Here is an 18,945-nt window from a genome sequence, read left to right as displayed (position 1 = left end):
TGGAAGGATGACGGCCCGGTCCGAAAACCCCGGGGAGAGGTCCCGCGTGCACGCTCAGGAAACGACCTACAGCAAACTCGTCCAAGGGGAGAAGCAGTTCCAGATCCCGCTCTATCAGCGTACTTACAGCTGGCAGACCGAGCAGTTGCAGCAGTTGTGGGACGACGTGCAGGAGTTGGTGGAGGACCGGCTCGACGGCCGGTCTCCGGCAGCCCACTTCATCGGCTCGGTGGTGCTGGCACCGGCCCGGATCAGCGCAGGCGGCATGCAGCGCTGGGTGGTTGTCGACGGCCAGCAGCGGCTCACCACACTCATGCTCGCCTTCACCGCGCTGCGCGACCGTCACCGCGAGCGGGGCGCGGACCACAAGGCCGACCGCATCCACGACCTGGTACTCGTCAACAAATACCGGGGCGGCGAGGACCACTACCGTCTGCTGCCGACGCAAGCGGACAGAGATGCCTACACCGCCTGTGTCGAGAGCACCCCCAAGGCCGGCGGCCCCGGAAACGTGGGCGGCGCCTACCGGTTCTTCCAGGGCCGCCTGACCGAAGGCGAGGTGGTTCATGGCGAGACGTGGACGGACGCCGTGGAGGCGGTGCTGAGCGATCTCCTCTCCGTCGTGGAGATCACCGCGGCCGAGGGCGACAACGTCTACCGCATCTTCGAGTCGATCAACAACACCGGCGTAGGACTGAGCCAGAGTGACCTGCTGCGCAACTACCTCTTCATGTGCCTGCAGACTCGCGGCGAGTCGGTATACCGCAACCTGTGGCTGCCCATGCAGGAGCTGCTCGGCCCGGACAACCTGGAACTGCTGGTATGGCTCGACCTCGTGGTCGCGGGCAACAGCCGGGCGAAGCAGAGTGAGATCTACCGCGACCAGAAGAAGCGTCTGGAACCGCTGAGCTCTGACGAGGCGGCCCTGGAGGCGGAGATCATGTCCCTCGCCGGCCGTGCGGAACGGCTGATGCGCATCCTGGAACCCCGGAGGGAGCCCGACGCGGAGCTGCGCGAGGCGCTGGAACGCTTGTCCCGCTGGGGCGGTCAGACCCACTACCCGTTGGCGCTCCACCTGCTCGACCGGGTGGACGAGGGACAGGCCACGCCGCACGAGGCCGCCCGGGCACTCACGTACGCCGAGAGCTACATGGTGCGGCGACTGTTCGCGGGCCTCTCCACGACCGGAAGCAACCGGCTGTTCATGGAGATGCCCAAGGAACTGGAGAAGGACGGATCCCCGGCCGAGGCAGTGCGGCGCTTTCTGTCGAAGAACAAGACCGGGGCGCGTGTCTGGCCGGGGGACGAGGCGGTCCGCGACGCCATGCGCACCCGCCCCTTCTACCGAGCGGGACGCGGCAACCAGCGGTTCCAGGTGCTGCGCAGGCTGGAGGAGAGTTACGGGGGGAGCGAGCCCGTCGACTACGCCAGGGCGAAGCTCACCGTGGAGCACGTCCTGCCGCAGCATCCGGCCCAGCAATGGCTCGACCTGCTCGCACAGGAGGCGGACGACGGCCAGAGCCCGGACGAACTCCACGCACAGCTCGTGCACACCCTGGGCAATCTCACGCTCTCCGCGGACAACGCGAGGCTCTCCAACCACCCCTTCCGCCGCAAGCAGGAGATCCTCGATGCCAGCGCTCTGCGCATGAACCAGAAGATCGCCGCGCAGGAGCGGTGGGGGAAAGCGGAGATCCTGGCTCGCGCCGACGAACTGGCCGACAGAGCGGTGCGGCTGTGGCCCGGCCCGGTGGAGGGGACGATTCCCGCCGACGACGAATGGGCCGGATGGAAGGAATTGCGTGCCGCGCTGCTCGCCATGCCGAGCGGCACGTGGACGACGTACGGCGATGTGGCGGCGCTCATCGGCACCCACGCCGTCCCCGTCGGCCAGCACCTGGCGTCAAAGGCGGGCGTACACGGCGCCCACCGGGTCCTGACCGCCGACGGGCGTGTTTCGGCAGGCTTCCGCTGGCCCGAGGGACACGACGGCGGGGATCCGCGCGTCCGCCTGGAAGCGGAAGGCGTCCCCTTCGACGACGCGGGGCGGGCCCGCCGCTCCCACCGGCTGACCACCGCCGATCTGTCGGTTCTCCTCGGCAAGGACGTCTCGGATGACGTGGCTCCGGCTCGGGAGGCGGAGGAGGAACAGCAGGCGTCCTCCGGCCGCTTCGAAGCCCTGCTGCGCGACAACCAGACGCCGCAGACCGCCGACGGAGTGCTGGGCATGCTGCGCTTCTGGGAGCGGCAAGGCGGTCGTCGCGCGTACGGCCGGGCGGCCGAGACCAGTTGCTCTCCCACCCTGCGGGTCGGTGACGGGCCGGACTCGCGCGTGCTCTGGCCGATCGCCGTCTATCCGGTCTCCGGCACGGTCGAGGTCGTCTTCCAGCACCTGAAGCGGCGTCCGCCGTTCGACGACGAACCGCTGCGGCGGGCGCTGCTGACCCGGTTCAACGAGATCGAGGGCATCGACCTGGCCGAGGCGAAGCTGGACCTGCGCCCGTCATTCCCCCTGGAGGTCTTCGCCGAGCACAGTGAAGAGATCTGCGCCGTGCTGGAGTGGTTCGCGCACGCGGTTGCCATGGCCGAGACCCACCGGACGGCTGAGAGGCAGCCTGCCGTGCTGTGAGGCTTCCCCGGAGCGGACGAGTGGTGATCGGTTCGCGCGGCGCGGGCCGGTACCACTCGCCCGGACGGTTTCACCCAAGGGCAGGCCCTCCGGCGGGATGCCGAGCGAGCGCGCCTTGACGCGGTGACGAGGTGGAACGCGACGAGGGAGGCCGAGTGAGCGCCGACCGTGAGCCACGTGCGCAGCCCGGCTGCACTCTCAACCGCGAAGAGCTGGTAAAGGTAATTGGTGCACGTTGCCGGCACTGATGTGACCACGGACTTGCAGAGGGGCCACGCGGGTGCAGAGGTGGGCTCGCTCAACCGGTACGCAGCAGCCCGGTGCGGATGACGGGATCGCGCAGCAGCGCGAGAGTGCCGGGCTCGTCAGCGAAGATGTCCTGGGCTCCCTGGGCAGCCGCTTGGTGGAACATGGCCTGGACGACATCGGCGGTCGGCTGTTGCCAGATGCATTCCGCCCAGGCCTCCGCCTCCTCCACGTCACCTTTCTCACGGGCAATACGCCACTCGCCCAATAATGGTGGGGTAATGCGGTAGGCGTGGCGCCGTCCGCGGATGAGGATTTGCCGGTTGAGCCCGAAGACTTTGATCGTCATTGCGCCCCTGTCGGTGAGGTCGATGTAGGTGCCGGCAGCGAGTGAAAGGTGCAGATGAACGGTGGGGTCCTCACTGCTGGGATCGATGAGGAGGGGCATCCCGTTGTCAGCGAGGGGGAAGAGATCGCGCTTGAGGTGGCTGTTGCACAGGGAGCAGGCCAGAAGATGGTTTGTCCAGTCGAAGGTCCGTAACGGATTGATCCGGACGGGCTCGAAGTGGTCGATGTCCGTGCCCTGGCTGTCCCCGCAGTACATGCACCGTTCCAGCCCCGGCGCCATCTCGGCCAGGGAGCTTCGCAGCGCTGGGTGTACGTGCCTGCGGACAGACGTGTGCTTCCACAACTGCCTGGCTCGCTCCTTGGGAACAGCGGCCTCACCGATGTCGCGGGTGTGACCCGCCATTGAGGCCAGTATCGGCTGCGGGAGTGGTGTCCGCGTTACTCGGATCATGAATCGTGCCGTGGGCGGCGGGAGTCGAGCCGAGCCGCGATTTCGTCGACGCGAGTGGCCGGGGAACTGGTCAGCTTGCGCTTCAGGTCACGGTACTCGGCCTTCTCCTTTTCGCTGGCCCGGCCTCGTACGACGTTGAGCTCCAGGGCGAGGAGTTCCTCCCGCTTCTGTTCGGCATGGTCCGAGTAGGGGGTGTCGAGCCCGAACAGGTCCGAGAGCACTGCGTCGTCACCGCTGCCGAAGATAACGCGGTCGTAGAGGTGCTGGGGCACCACCTCCACAGGGTTTTCCTCGTCCGGTCCCGGTAGCCGGATCAAACCACCGGGATCCGCCGCCTGGCAGATGTAAGGGCTGTGGGTGGTCACGATGAACTGGATGTTGGGGAAGTGCCCCTTCAACCAGCCGCCGATCCGCTTCTGCCAGGACACGTGCAGATGGGCGTCGATCTCGTCAATGATGACGACCCCGGAATACGGAACGTTGGGGATGCCGTCCGTCGTTTCCAGGACGAGTTCGCCGTAGGCGTCGTGGATCTGCTTGAGGATGTCCACGACCAGGGCCGCCACCGTTCGGTATCCGTCGCTCATCTCGCGCAGCGGGAAGCGGTGGTTCCGATTGACGACCCACAGGCCTTCGGAGTCGACGCTGTCGATCCGGTAGTCATCGGGCAGCAGGTCGTCGCCCAGGATCGCCAGGGCAGCCGCCTTGAGGTCCCGGGCGCCGTCCCGGTCCTCGAAAGCGCGGAGGTGCTGTTCGATGAGCCAGCTCACGCCTTCCGCCAGCGACGCGTCTTCGTGGAAGAGACTCGTCAGCCGGGCGACGGCGCCCGAACTGGACATCAGCCGCTGGATGTCGCTCGAACCCCCGGCGAGCCTGCGGAAGGGGCCGTATCCCGCGCAGAACCATCCCACAGGATTATCCGCCCAGGGACCGCGCTGGGCGACGGGGCGTTCCTTCTGGTAGCCGATGGCGTTCAGCGCCGGCTGTCCGGCCCGGCTGGACCCCGGCTTGCCGGAGAGCGATGCCTGGTCCGCCGCGGTCCAGCGCAGCCCTGCCCAGATCGGCCGGACCGGACGCCGCCCCGTGATGAACTGGTCCTGCTCCGGATCGTGGACCAGGCATACTTCGGCTTTCGCCACCGTCTCGTCCCGGGCGACCCAGGTGTCGAACCCGGGGACGAGGCTGCGGGCCACGGCCGGTCCGCTGATCGTCAGGGCGACCGCGCGCAGCAAGGTTGTCTTGCCCGAGCCGTTGCGTCCTGCCAGGACCGTCCAGCCCGCGTATGAGCCGTCGGGCCTGGTCAGGTCCAAGTCGACGGTGCGTCCACCCTGGAACGACCTGATGTTCCGTAGGCGAAGGTTCTTCAGGTACATGTCTCGTCCGCCCGGATCAGTTCGAGGTGAGAGCCGGACAGCGGCCGGCTCCGAGGTGACTCCAACGCGAGGTTGTGCCGAGTCGCCCCAGGTCAGTGGCTTCCTTCCAGGAACGGGCTGCGGGGTCCCGCCCAGGTGATGGAGAGCTGTTCGCGGGCCCTGGTGGCGGCGACGAACAGCAGCGAACGCTCGCGCTGCAGATCACGGCCGTGTTGGAGACGGTCCTCGGAGACTGGGGTGACGGCACTGGGCTGCGGTACATGGTCCGCGCCGACGCCCGTGATCGCGACTGCCCGGTACTCCAGGCCCTTGATGCGGTGCATCGTCATCACATGAACTCCGGAGCCGATCGCCGGTGTCTGCCGCGGTTTCACCTTGACCGCCTTGATTCCCGCGTCGTGCAGTGCCTCCACCGCCGCGTCCACGAGCTTGTTGGTCCGGGCGGTGACGACGATCTCTTCCTCCTTCAGGCCCTCGCTCAGCCATTCCTCGATCCGCGCCGCCAGGCCTGCGAGTTCGGCAGCGGTGGAGGAATACTCGATGAGCTCGGGCTTCGCCCCGCCGAGGACGGACCGGTAGCCGCCGAGGTTCTCGGTCGCGTCGTCGAGGTCGTCGAAGCTCGCATCACCCAGCAGCCGCAGAGATGTGCCAAGAATCTGACGGGTCGTCCGGTAATTCAGGGTCAGTCGCTTGGAGCGCCCCCCTCGAACGTTGATGCCGTGAGCGCTCAGCGCGGTCCTGTTGTCGTAGATCCGCTGGTGGGCGTCGCCGACGATGAAGAGGTCGTCCTCGCCGACCGGAACGAGCGCGCGGAGCAGTTTCCAGTGTGCGGCATGCAGATCCTGGGCCTCGTCCACGACGATGTACCGGTACGGGCGGGTCTCGTCGCTCCAGCCGGAGGCGATGCGGGCCGCCTGCGCGGCGAGTTGGGTGACGCCGACCTCACCGGCCGCGTCCAGCCGGTGCTCGAAGGCCTCGATCAGTCCCCACACCTGTGCCCGTTCGGGACGGTTGAGGCGCCGGCCGCGACCGGCCCGGCTTGCGGCGAGGTAGTCGTCGCGGCTGCGCACGTCCTGCGCGAGCACGACCTGTTTCCATTCGGCCTCCAGGAAGCGTGCGTCCCAGCGGTGCGGCTGCTGTTCCTCGGCCAGGTCCTCCCAGCGCTTGCGGATCTCGTCGTCGCCAAGGGATTTGGGGATCTTCGTACCGAAAATTTCTTTAGCGACGCCGTAGGCGACCTTGTCGATATTGCGGACGTCCACTTTTGCGGTGAGCTGTGCGCCGCCGAGGTCCTCCAGCAGCGAGCGCAGCAGTTCGGCGAGGGTGGTGGTGTAAGTGGTGAGGAGGATGGCCTGGCCGGGCGGCAGCCGTTCCGCCAGGGCCTTGACCCGGTGCAGCGCGACGACGGTCTTGCCCGTACCGGGTCCGCCGGTGACCCGTACCGAGCCCTTGTTGGGGGTCTTGCGCTCGGCCAGCGCGCGCTGCGCCGGGTGCAGGAAGATCCGCCAGGCCGACAGCGGCTCGGACATGATCCGGCCGAACTCGGTGACGTCGCCGGTGACGACGAAGGATTCCTTGGTCGCGGGGCGTTCGTTGGCGGCCTCGTAGTCGTCCGGGTCGACGGTGTCGCTGGTCGCGGCGACGGAGCTGACGTGTTCCCAGACGTCCTCGACGGTCATGCCGTCGGCGAGGCAGAGGATCACGTCCCTGGCGAGCTTGGGGAGGTGCTCCACAAAACCGAGTATCGCGTCAACGCTGCGGATCTCGCGCAACGCCGGTACGACGGAGGGATGGACGCCGAGCCGCTCGAAGTCGGCGTCGGAGACATCGGCGAGGACGGAAGCTTCCGCGGCGGCGGTTGCCTGGGCCGGCTGCCCGCTCAGGGTGCCGTGGAGGCTCGCGAGGTTGATCAGTTCGACACCGCCGGTGACCTTGTTGATGTCGAAGATGATGTGCGACGCGAGGGTGTAGGCGTCGTCGTGCGGCAGCACCGCGACCAGGTAGTAGATCCGGTCGGCGTAATGCATCAGGACCGCACGGAAGTTGTCGTTGATCCTGGCCGTGCGGACCCGCTTGTCCTGGGCGCCCTTCGGCGGCTTGAGGTTGAGCCCGTTGGCATCCGGATCGCGCTGCATCTTCATGATGAACTGCAGCACCTGCGCCTGGACGGAGCCGTCGAGCTTGTCGTAGTACTTGCCGAAAATGTCCGCCATGACGACCTGGGCCTTGGACATCACACATTCTCCAAACGCTCGGCCAACTCGGCCACATCAACTGTCCCGGCGTGTACGACGTGCCAGCCGGCCGCCGCGAAGGCGGCGTCGCGGTGCTCGTCCGCGTCGAGGAACACGGCCACCCGCGCCTCCGGCCAGGCGAGTTCCGCCTGTTGCGCTACCCGGTCGTCGAGTTCGAAGCCGACCTCCGGGGCGCCGAACTGACGGGTGCGCGCTTCCCGGCACAAGGCGAACAGCAGTTCCTCGGTCTGCGAGGAAGCCCACTCGACGGCTTCCGCCCAGGGCTCCGGCAGCTGCTCGGGGAGGCCCGTGGTGGTGGGCAGCGCGCCTGCCAGGAGCGCCACCGCGTGCGGATCGAGCTGCCGGGCCGTGGTCATCGCGATCTGGTGGAAGGAGCGCGGCAGCGCCGAACCCCGGTCATCCGCCAGCAGCTGCAGCAGGTTGGACCATCGCAGCCAGTCGGCCCACCGCGCACGGTGTCCGGGTTCGGCGACCGCCTCGTCGCGGTCGTCCAGCACGGTGAAGGCCGACCAGGCGGACATCCCGGGCTGCCCGGTGGCGGGCTCGGGCCGCCGGTCGAGCAGCCCGATGACGCGCAGCCCGCCCAGTGTGCGGACGTCCATCGCGATGGCGTCGGCGGCGGCCGGGTTGCCGGGCACCGGCAGTGTGCCGCCCGCCAGTACGTCCGGCAGCCGTTCCCCCACCGAGCGCCGGTCGATCGGCTGCCGTGCTGCGCCGCCCCCCGCGAAAGCGCTGATCAACGCCGCCGACTTGCGGGACCACTTCTCCGCGTCGGGGTCGGCGAGAACCGCGAGCAGTGTCTCAACGGGGTTCCGCAGCACCGGATCCAGGGTGTCGTCCGGGCGCGGGCCGCCCGTCAGCGTCTGGTGGACCTGCCGGGCCGTCCGCAACGCGCCCTCGCCGAGCAGCGGTTCGGCCGGCGTGCGCACCTCGCGGTCGTCCGCGGTCCCCTCCACCGCGGCCTTCCAGGCCATGACGTCCCCGTGGGTGAACTGCCACACCTGCACGCCCTCGGCCCGCAGCGCTTCGCGCTTGGCGGCGTCGTCGGCGATCCGGTTGATACGGGTGCTGGCGTGGAAGGCATAGCCGTCGAGGAAGACGGCGATGCGCGTCGACGGCCCGTCGATCCGGGTCAGCAGATAGTCCGGCTCGCTGGGCGCGGCGTTCAGCTGCCGCACGTGGTCCTGGAAGAGCCAGCGGGTGACGCTGCCGTCCGGGCGGGTGAAGCGCAGTTCGTACTCCATGCCGCGCTCGCCGGCGCGGGGCGTCACCGAACCGGACTCCGGGCGGCGGCTGCCCCAGTCCACGAGGGTGCGGACGAACTGCTTCTCCAGCTCGCTCTCGGCGAGCTGGTCGATCCGCACCCCTGACAGCGTGTCGACGCGCTCGGTGTCCCAGCCCGTGAGGATCTCGTCCAGAAGCTCCCTGGCGACGCGCAGCGACGCGAAGGGGTGCTCGCTGCTGCTGACATGCGGCAGCAGACAGCGGTGGCAGGGGGTGCGCAGGTTCTCCTTGCCGCAGGGGCAGTCCCGCAGAGCGGTCTGGGCGAGGGTCAGCACCCGGTGCAGCACGGTGGCGTCGGCGAGATGTTCCAGGTAACCGGTGCCTCCCGGCATGGAGTCGTGCAGCACCAGGAAGCGGCGGCGCAGTTCCCGGCTGCCGCCGGGCATGGTCGCGGGTACGACCCGCAGGTGGTCCGGGGTGCCGCCGAAGTGCTGGGTGATGCCCAGCAGCAGCGCGGCCTTGAACGACACGAGGCGGGTCTGCAGTTCCATCGTGGAGACGGGAAGCAGGATCCGCAGCGCCTGCGTCGTCAGCTCGTGCGCGAGGACGAGTCTCTCCATCGAGGCCGTCTCGGCGGCGATGCCGTCGTCCTTGTGGCCGCACCAGTACGCGTGCCGGGTCCCGATCCGTTCGGCGGCCCGGTCCCACGCCTGCGGGTGCACGCCCCGTACGGCCCCGCACTCCAAGCAGGTCTCGAAGCCGGGGACCTGGACGTCGTCACCGGCGATCTGGTGCTCGGGCCCCGCGGCTGCGGCCGGGCCGAGGTTGAGGGTGCGGATGGTGGCCACCCGCGCGAACTCCACGCCGAACGGCAGTTCCCCGACGCGTTTCCAGGCGCGCAGCCCCTGCGGCTGGTCCGGGTCGATGTCCACCAGCGTGATGTCGTGGAACCGGCGCCGCTCACGCTCGTCGCGCTCGTCGGTGAGCCGTGCGTCCTCACGGCGTTCACGGGCGGTGACGCGCTCGGGTACGAGGACGGTGTGGAGTGCGCCGGGGTCGGCGATCTGCACCGCCTCGCAGCGCGGGCAGGCCGTCACGTCCAGTCCGGACTCCGCGGTGGCGACATAGCCGCACTCCGGGCACAGCCGCCACCTGGCGTAGGCGGTGTCGCCTTCGCCGGCGCCCAGGTCCAAGCCGTTGATGATGTATTTGTAGCCGTCGGTGTGGAAGGTGTTGCCGGGCGCGAGTTCGAGGAGGCCCATGCGCGAGCCTCGCCCGTACTCGGTCAGTTGTTCCTGGAACTCCCCGTCGGCGTCCTTCCACCACAGGGTCGCGTCCAGCAGCGTGGCGTCGTCGTGGAGGGTGTAGTTGGGCAGCAGGCCCAGACGGACCATGGCGTTGACCGAGTTCTCGCCGACGAGGGCGTCCCTGCGCCTGCTGACGGATCTGCGCTCCGCGTACAGCTGGCGCCGCTGTTCGTCGCGTTCGCGGTCTCCGGAGGCGGTGGACAGGGCGTCGAAGGCCCGGCCGATCTGCCGGGAGCGGGAACGCAGCGCCTCCAGCCGCTTGCGCCAGGCGGTGGCGGCCTGGCCGACGGTCTGCTCCAGTTCCAGTTGCGCGAACTGCCGCAGGCCCTGCTCGGCCTCGGGTGACATCCCGGGGAAGAGCCCGATGAAGGAGTCCGCGAGTTCGGCGTGGCGGGCGTGGGCGACGTCGAGGAAGCGGCGGAACCAGCCGTCCTCGGCCAGCCCCCGGGCGAAGAGCACGCCGATGCGGTGCGGCATGGGCTCCTCGGGCATCATCGTGTCCCGCCACAGGCTGCGGTCGGCGGCCCGGTCCAGCAGGAACGCCAGGTACTGGCGGCGCAGGATCTCGGAGGCGTCCAGGTAGCAGTCCGGGGGGACGATCCGGCCCGCGAGCATCTCCTCGGGTGCGTGCAGGTAGTACTGGTTGCGGGCACCGCGCGGTACGAAGGTGACGGTGAGCGAGTTGCCGGTGCTGCGGCCGGCGCGGCCGATGCGCTGCGCGTAGTTGGCGGGTGCTGGCGGCAGGGAGGCGAGGAGTACGGCGGACAGGTCGCCGATGTCGATGCCGAGTTCGAGGGTGGGCGTGCAGGTCAGCACGTTCGGATCGAACGGCGAGTGGCGGTGTTTGAAGGCCTGCTCGACCTCCTCGCGGCGGGCCCGGCCGAGTGCGCCGGTGTGCTCGGCGGTGAGGACGTCGCCGGGCCGGTCGACGGTGTAGAGGCGGCGGTAGTAGTCGTCGCTGTAGTCGCGGTCGTCGGCGGTGAACGTGCCGCCGCACTGGAAGCGCAGGCAAGGAGTGCCGAGCCAGGCCTCGCGGCGGCCGGGCGGGACGGTCTGGCGCCAGGTGCAGCTGTCACAGCGGACGCCGTAGTCGTTGACGCCGGCTCCGTGGACCGTGGCGGACCCGTCGGCCCCGTCGGCCCCGTCGGCCCCGCCGGCGCCGTCGGGGGACGGCGGGTCGGTGGCGAGGCTGTGCACCATGATGGTGCGCGGCCTGAGGGCGAAGACGGTCGCGCCGCCGTCGGCGGGGTAGGTCGCCAGGACTTCGCGCTGCGCGAGCAGCTTCATGGCCTGTTCGGCCAGGGCGCGGGCCTCGCGCCGCTCGCAGCCGAGGGTCCGGTGCCCCCAGTCGGCGAACCAGGTGTTGTCGCGGCCCAGGGAGTCGAAGGCGGACGTGCCGAGGCGCCCCAGGACCGGGAAGGTCGGCGCGGCCAGACCGCGCGGGAACGCGGGCATACCGGTGGGCCGCCCGCCCCAGATCGGCCAGCGCCGGGCGCCGGCCTGGGCGATGTACTCCCTGAGCCAGGGGTGGAACAGCGCGCCGCGCAGCCGCATCCGTTCCAGCAGACCGCGCAGGTAGACGATGTACTCGGCGTCGTCGGCGGGGAGGGTGATCTGCCCCGGCATGCGCTGGTGGGCTTCCCGCAGCAGGGACGCGACGGTGGCGGCGTCGGGGAGGTCGACCTCGGCGGCGGCGGTCCGGGTGAGTTCGAGGGTGCGGCCGAGGCGTGAGCGCAGGCCGAACTCCATCAGCGTCTGGAAGACCATGCGGTCCTGCAGCATGTACGCGCCCGCGTCGCTGAACCCGTCGCCGCTGAGGAGTGTGCGGATCTCCGGGTTGTCGCGCAGGTCGGGGGGCACGATGGAGGCGAGCTTGCTCCTCTCGCCCTTCTCGGCGGTCGTCACGACGGCTTCGGCCGCGTCGGTCGCGAGGTCGTGTACGGCGACGGGGGCGCCCGGCTTCAGCTGCTCGGCGAGCAGCCCGCGGAAGGTGAAGCCGAAGCTGCGGTTGGCGATGAACGCGGCCCGGTGGGTGGCGTCCTGGACGGAGTCGGTGAAGACCAGCAGTTTGCGCTCGTCGTCGGTCAGGCCGCGGTCGGAGAAGAGCTGGGTGGTGGTGACGGAGGCGAGGGTGGCGGTGCCCGCGCCGAGGAAGCGCATGCCGTCGGTCAGGTCGCAGGAGGGGCACTTGTCGCCCGTGCCGGCGGGCACGGGTCCGGCGGCGGTGATGACGGGTACGGTCTCGGCGCTCGGCACCGTGCGCAGTTCGGCTTCCTCGGCGTGCAGGAAGACGGGGGTGTGCTCGCCGGGCCTGGCACGGATCATCCAGCGGACGGCGCGGTTGCCCTGCGCCGAGGCCCGGTAGATCTCCAGCGGTTTGGTCTTGAGCTGCTGCCACTCCAGGTCCGTGGACAGCGCGGCCCAGCCGGAGCGGCCGCAGTGGCGGCAGTACACGGCGGGCAGGTGGGCCCGGTAGGCCGGGCCGACGGGGCGCACGAACGGGACCGCGCCGTCCGGAGTGAGGCCGGTGGCGCCGTCGTCCGGCTCGGCGTCGGCGGTGCTGTCCACCTCGGCGGAGGGATAGATGGCGAGGTTGGCCGGGTTGGGGCGGGTGTCCCCGGTGGGGCCGTCGTCGTCGAACCAGCGGAAGTGCGGCGTCGGAGTCGCCGCGCGGATGACGCGCCGCACCTCGCGGACCCAGAGCTGCGCCTCGACACGGAGGAAGGGACTGATCCGGCCGGTCTCCGGGTCCTGGGCGCGGGCGGTGGAGACCAGCGCGAGAAGGCGGGCGAGTCCGGTCGCGACCAGATCGATGTCGGTGCGGGCCGCCTCGTCCCAGGCCGCGCCGCCGCCGCGCTTCGCGAACTCGCGGGCGATTTCCGGGACGGTGACGGGGGCGTCGCCCGCGACGTCGAGGAGGGCGCGGATGAGGTTGTGCTGGCGGAGCTTCTCACCGAGTCGGACGGGGTCGACGAAGTCCGTGCCGGTGACGACTTCGGCGAGCCGGTGGAGGGCGGACGGATCGTCGAGGGGTCGGGGACGGCGGCGAGGGCGGCGGGGAGGGACGGGGAGGAGGAAGTCGGGCTCGGCGACGAACTCGCCGGGTGTCTGGCGGTCCTCACCGATGAGGGCGGCGTCCGGGAAAGGGGTGCCGAAGACCTTCTCGGCGAATTCGAGGAGGAGTTCGCGGTCGGACTCCTGAGGGCCGTCGGACGTGGTGACGGCGTCGGCGGAGAGGACGCCACCGGCCTTGCCGGTCCCTCCGGTTCCGCCGCCGAGGGTGGCGGAGGTGGCGACGGGGGTGATCGTGCCGAGGGGGCGGCCGGGCTCCGCCTTGCCGGTGGCCGCGCCCAGGCGGCGCAGCAGCATCGCCACGTCCGTGCCCTGGGCGCCGTCGTAGGTGTGGAACTCGTCCAGGACGACGTAGGTCAGACCACCGTCCTGCCAGAGCGGGACGTCCGGGATCCGCTGGAGGAGCAGGTCCAGCATCTTGTAGTTGGTGAGCAGCAGGTCCGGCGGGTTGGCGCGGATCGCCTCGCGGTCGGTGATCAGGCGGCTGCCGGGCGACAGTTGGGCGGGCGTGATCGTGGTCGCACCGGACTCGCGGGCGTAGGAGCCGGGGGCGTCCTCGTCCTCGTCGTCCGGGGGGCGGTTGCCGGAGGCGCCGCCGATGTAGATGCCCGCGGTGACGGAGGACAGGGCGGCGTTCCTGGCGAGGAGTTCGTCGATGCGGCGGGCCTGGTCGTCGGCCAGCGCGTTCATCGGATAGAGGAGCAGCGCCTTGACGCCCTTCACCCCGGCGGCGCGAGCGCGGGCGCAGTGATCCAGGATCGGGATGAGGAACGACTCCGTCTTGCCGGAGCCGGTACCGGTCGTGACGATGGTCGGCTCGGGCGCGTGGCCCGACTTGCTGGACAGCCGCTGCCAGGCCGTTGCCTGGTGAGTGTGAGGGCGGAAGCCGGTGGGCCACCAGTCCAGGGCCTGCTGCCAGCCGGGGGGCGCCTCCCGGAAGGGCGTACGGACGCGGAGGTAGGGCCCGCGGAAAAGCCGGCTCTCCGGCCGCTCCAGAAACGCCTCGAGCTCCTCGCGGACGTCGTCGTCGGCGAGCGCGAAGCTCGTCGTCAGGTATGCGGCGAGGGCACGGCGCAGATCCTCGGCGGCCAGAGAGGGAAGCATGGCGGGTGCTACCTGCTTTCGGGGCGGGGTTGGACGTGGTGGGGGTGGGGCTGGGCGTGGTGAGGGGTGCTCAGCGAGGTAGGCGGCGTAGTCGCCGTACTCGCCGGCGTGGAGCCGGGCGGTGAAGTCCGCGTGGGCACGGGTCATTTCGGCCTCGCGGTTCGGCTTGACCCAGCCTTCGGGGACGGCGGGGGTGGGGTCACCTGCGCGGGCGGCCTTGGCCCATGCCTTGACGAAGGCGGTCTCTTCGGGGGTCTGACGGATGCCGACGTTGTGCGTCGCCGCACCGATCTTGTGCCCGTCGGGTGCGAAGAACATCTCCCACTCGTACTTGCGCAGCACGGCGAACTGCGAGCGGTACATCGCGCAGAGCTGCTCGGCGGTGAGCCCGAGCATGACGGCGACGAGTGCGTCGATCTCGACCAGCGCCATGCGGCGGTCGTACTCGGTGCGGAGGGGCGTCGCCATGGACCAAGTGGGTTCTACGGCCTGGATCGGCGGCCGGGGGGACTCGGGGTCGGTCCAGCGGTCGGTGAGCCAGGTGGGCTCGAACAGTTCGTCCCAGAGCGGGGTGTAGTTGTTGGTAAGGCAGTTGAGGCGAAGGGTGCGGATTAGGAGGGGAGCGACGAGAGGGTGTTCAAGCGGAAGCGGGAACTGCTCGATGAGCTCCTTTTGCACGTCTTCTTTCGCCGATGTCCGACCCAAGTATTCGATCGGAATGCTCGCCCACAGTCCACCAACGATCGCAGTACCCCTGTTTGTGGGCAGAGACAGCGTCTGCACCGTGTGAACATGCGTGGGGCCCGGCGGAATCAGTGCTGCCTGCAGATAGCGTTCGTTCTTAAGTTTAGCCATGCGGCGCCATGCGACACGGAAATAGTCCGTTGAGGCCTTGCCTGCCCAAGATTGCTGAGCGCCGGAAAATTCCTCCTCCGAACAGGCGCGAACATAGTTGACTCGTGGAATTATGAATGAGGGCAGCTTTTCAAGATCCCATGATAGGTAGTCGCTATTCCCATTCACAACCTCCTTCGGCTGTTTGGCGAAGGGCGTGGCAACGGTGAAGTGAGGCCCCTGCAAGATGACTTCTTCCCAGCGTGAAGGGTTACTAGTTTCCCAACGGATCAATCCTCGTTCCTTAGCGGTTCTCTCGTTTAGCGCGGATGTGCACCAGAAATGTGAAGACGAAGTCCTTGCGGGAAATCGAGACAAGGCCTGAAGTGCCAAGCTCTCGTCATCTGTAACGGTGCGAAGGGTTCGCGCCCACCGTGCCGACGTGCCGGGTTCATCCCTAAGAGCTGCCCAACCTGCAAGGATCGAGTCGGTAACCTGCACGATCCTTTTACGGTGCGGCCGGCAGTCCCATCCACCAGACTCGAACTGGATGCCGGGTGTTTCACCGGACCCGTTATGAGTTAGAGACAGGTCGATAATGTCTGGATGAAAGAGAGAGCATACGTGCAGGAAGGACGGATCTCTCCGATTTCCGTAGATGTGAACCCCGAATGTCTCAGTATGGTCAATTTCAGAGAATAGCTTCAGTTCGTTACTGAACTGGAAATGGCGGCGAAGGTGTTCGTACGTTGCTGATCGCAGAAGCCCGCCCTTTGGGTCGCTCAGGTGTGATTCTGGGTGGATCAAGCCAACTGCGCCATTTTCTTTCATGTTCCACCAAACGCGCTCCATGAAATTCATATATAGATTTGTCCGCACTCCCTCAAGGAGTTGATGGTCGACCGGGGATTTAAGGTATGCAGTGGTGCCAGACCATGCGCTCAAGTCTGCCAGGTAATTTAGCTGGGCTTTAGGGTTGGACAGCGCCACAGTGCGTCGTGGAAATCTGATCGATTCCGGCGCCTTCTCATTGAGGCCAAACCAAGCATCGTGCTCAGCCAAAGCGATATGATCTTCCCAATCCAGTCGAACCCAGGGTGGGTTCCCTACCTGCAGGTCAAATCCACCGCACTTGAAAATGTGCGCAAACTCCAGTTGCCAGTGAAAAAAGCCCTCCCGTCGCGAGATCGCGTCAACTTCGGCTAGCCACGGGAACTGCACCATCACCGACGGCAGGTCGATGCATTGGCTCATCAACCGGTCAAACTCATCGTCTGTTGCCAGCTGCTCGAAAATGCCAGTGTCGGCGAACAGCCCAAGTTCGTCGTCCAACCCCGCCGAAGCGCCGCCGACCCGCCCGGACGGCCTTGCCTTCGCCTTGGCGGCCGGAACTCCCATTACGGCCTCGCAGAACGACAACCACTCCTGCATGCTGGGTGGTATCGGGGTGTCGGGCTGCCCAACTGGCCAGAACCACAGAGCGCACCACGCATCCATGACCAGCTTCAGCCGACCACGCGGCGAGCCCGGCTCGTTCAGTGCGCTCTCGATCTGCTCACGCGTCACATCTCCCGATGACTGAGGCAGAGGCCGCTCAGGGTCGACCTCCCATACGTCGATCTGACGCCGGATCTCCCTCTCGCTCACGATCAGGCGGCGTCGGGTCAGCTCCCACAGGCGCTCGACTCGCGTCGCCAGTGCCAGCAGGCGCTTGCCCTGCGCCGCTGACGGGGTGGCCGTGACGGCCGTTCGCCACTTGGCCAGTGCATCGCGCTCTTCCTTCGCCAGCTCCTTCGCCTGTTTGGCGTCGGCGACCGCGCCCCATCCCTTGGCCGGCAGCAGGAAGTGGTGGATCTCCTTGCCTGCCTGGAACTGACCCTCCTCCGCCCCCGCCCGCAGTGGCCGGTCCGTCGGGACTGTCGTCAGCCACGCCTTGCGCTTCAGCGCGTCCGCCGCGTACACCGCCCGACGAGCGCCGATCAGCGAGTTGCCGCGCCGCAGGTGCAGGCCGAACCAAGGGGCCTTCAAGCCCTCGTGCATCGAGTTGAGCCACAGCGAGACCTCTGCCAGCTCCACCGCCGTCTGGTTGAGGTCGACCCCGTAGCAGTTGTGCAGTGCGAGGTACGCCTTGACCTTCTGGAGCTCCGCCTCGTACCGGTCCGGCGGCAGTTGCTCACCGCCGAGTTCCGCCATCCTGCGCTTCAGGTACTCCGCTGCCAGTTGGTTGATGGCCTCGTTGAGGAACGCACCAGAGCCCAGGGCGGGCTCGCACACCGTCAGGTCGAGAATCGCGCGCGCAGGTGTCGTGACGCCGTCCTGGTCCAGCAGTTCCGCCAGCGCGTGCTTGACCGTGCTGCGGGTCAGCACCTCCGGCGTGTAGTACGACGCCGATCGCTGCCGTTCACGACCGGACAGGCGGTAGACGAAGGTGCCCTTCTTGTGTTCGACGCGCTTGAAGACGCCGGTTAGTTCATCCCGCCGCTTGACGAAGACTTCCTCGTCGTAGTTGTCGGCGTCCTTGAAAGGCACGACCCAGGTGCCGCTCAGCCCGTCCGAGTCCGGCTTGGCGACCTCGTACAGGTCGTCCCACGCGAAGAAACCGGTGTAGGACATCAGCCCCTCGTACACCGCGCCCAGCTGGTTGATGCCGAGCTGCGCGTACGAGATGAAACCCTTGCCCGTGCCGCCGCCGGCCTTGCCGCGCCCACTGCGGCGCCCCTGGGTGAGCATCAGCAGGTTGAGTACCCGCCACAGCACCTTGTTCCGCAGGCGTGTGTCGATGCGCTCGCCCTCGACCGACACCGAGCCGATCAACGGGGTCGCGTCGGCCTTGAACAGGTCGCTGCGCAGGGCCTCGAAGCGCAGGCCGTCCGCGTCGAGGACGGTCACGTTGTCCTCGGACGGTGCCCCGTCCCTGCCCAGGGGGCGGTGTCCCTGGTCAACCAGGCGGAACAGCAGGTCCAGCGAATCGGCGAAGTGCGTGCCCTCCTGCGCCTCCTCCGGGAGGTCGTAGGAGACCAGTTCGCCGAGTCGTGCCAGGCCGTAGCCGTCCTGGTAGGCGTCGTCCTTGCTGGGGAGGATGCCGAGTTCGGGCCGGGCTTCCGCGTAGAGCAGGAACAGGATCCGGTACAGGTAGCGCAGCGACTCGCGAGTGAGCCGGCTCGCCAGGTCGGCGGGGTCGCCCAGCTCTGCCGGGTCGGCTCCGCCTTCCTTGATCCGGTCCAGGATCTCCTGGGCGATGAGCTCGACGGACTGCCGCAGCCCTTCCCGCAGCTCCTTCGAGACGCCCACCGCGTGCTTGCGGCCCTTGTCGACCAGGTTGTCCAGGTACCCGGCGACGCCGCCCTCCGTCAGCAGTGACTCCGCGCCGAACAGCGCGGCCACCGCCTCCAGTTCCCCGCCGTCCGCGCTGAGGTTGCGGTCCAGCGCCTCGTCGACGCTCACCGCGAGGAACCGGCCCTCGTGCCAGGCCGTGCGGTCGGCCAGCAGCACGGCGCCGCCCGCGAGCAGCAGGACGTAGCGCGGGGCGTAGCCGTCCTCGCAGCCGAAGAGGAAGGTGACGGCGTCGGCCGCACCGGTGATGCGCTGCTTGCCGTCGAGCTGGATGGGATCGAGGAGCTGTGCGCCGCCGTCCTCGACGTCCGCCACGACGAGTTCGCCGTCCACCTCCCAGGTGACGTCGAGGGCCACGAGTTCCAGGCCGCCGGGGCCCGTGACGGCGAGCGCCACCGGCACCGAGCGTTCCTTGTCGCCCTGCATCACACCGAAGTCGCCGCGGCGCACCCGCGTATGGGTCGAGCCCTCCGCGCCGGTCCCGGCGGTGGCCTCGTCCGGCGCCACGTACGCCAGCGCCGCCAGCAGACGGTCGTTGAGGTCGCGTACCTCGGGGCCGTCGACGGCCTTGTTCTCGGTGATGCGGACCTTGGCCTTGAAGTACTCCCGGCGCAGGCCCTTCACGCCCGACCGGGACGACGGCGCGCCCGCGCGGTCGGCGGAGGTCCAGCGCTTGCGCAGCTCCGTGAGGTCGCGGGCGAACAACTCGGCAAGGTAGTGGGCGGAGATGTACTCACCGCGGTTGGTGATCGCTTCGAATGCCACGGTG

Annotated in this window: 5 protein-coding genes; 1 reads left to right on the top strand and 4 read right to left on the bottom strand. The window is 68.6% G+C overall.

All coding sequences use genetic code 11. The features are described from left to right. The first annotated feature begins 46 nt into the window (after positions 1-46). A complete protein-coding gene (locus E4N63_RS05955; RefSeq protein WP_230240139.1) occupies positions 47-2,629 on the top strand; it encodes a DUF262 domain-containing protein in 2,583 nt (860 codons plus the stop codon). Between the two features lie 298 nt (positions 2,630-2,927). On the opposite strand, the gene E4N63_RS05950 is transcribed toward E4N63_RS05955, so the two are convergent. From E4N63_RS05950 to E4N63_RS30985, 4 genes are all read right to left on the bottom strand, one after another. Then, positions 2,928-3,626: an HNH endonuclease gene (locus E4N63_RS05950; RefSeq protein WP_230240138.1), complete on the bottom strand. Its 699-nt coding sequence runs from the start codon at positions 3,624-3,626 to the stop codon at positions 2,928-2,930. Between the two features lie 44 nt (positions 3,627-3,670). Continuing rightward, on the bottom strand, positions 3,671-5,047 hold the full coding sequence (locus E4N63_RS05945; RefSeq protein WP_230240137.1) for an AAA family ATPase: 1,377 nt from the start codon (positions 5,045-5,047) through the stop codon (positions 3,671-3,673). Positions 5,048-5,139: 92 nt separating this feature from the next. Continuing rightward, a complete protein-coding gene (locus E4N63_RS05940) occupies positions 5,140-7,281 on the bottom strand; it encodes a UvrD-helicase domain-containing protein (protein ID WP_230240136.1) in 2,142 nt (713 codons plus the stop codon). After that, positions 7,281-18,941 carry a DEAD/DEAH box helicase gene (locus tag E4N63_RS30985; protein WP_230240135.1) on the bottom strand — a complete coding sequence of 3,887 codons (11,661 nt, stop codon included), beginning with the start codon at positions 18,939-18,941 and terminating at the stop codon, positions 7,281-7,283. Before E4N63_RS30985 ends, E4N63_RS05940 begins: the two co-directional genes overlap by 1 nt. Positions 18,942-18,945 lie beyond the last annotated feature (4 nt).

The organism is Streptomyces sp. MNU89 (genome assembly GCF_020982505.1).
Lineage (GTDB): Bacteria > Actinomycetota > Actinomycetes > Streptomycetales > Streptomycetaceae > Streptomyces > Streptomyces xinghaiensis.
Note: the sequence above shows the minus strand (reverse complement) of the source record. Positions and strands in the feature narration are given on the sequence as shown.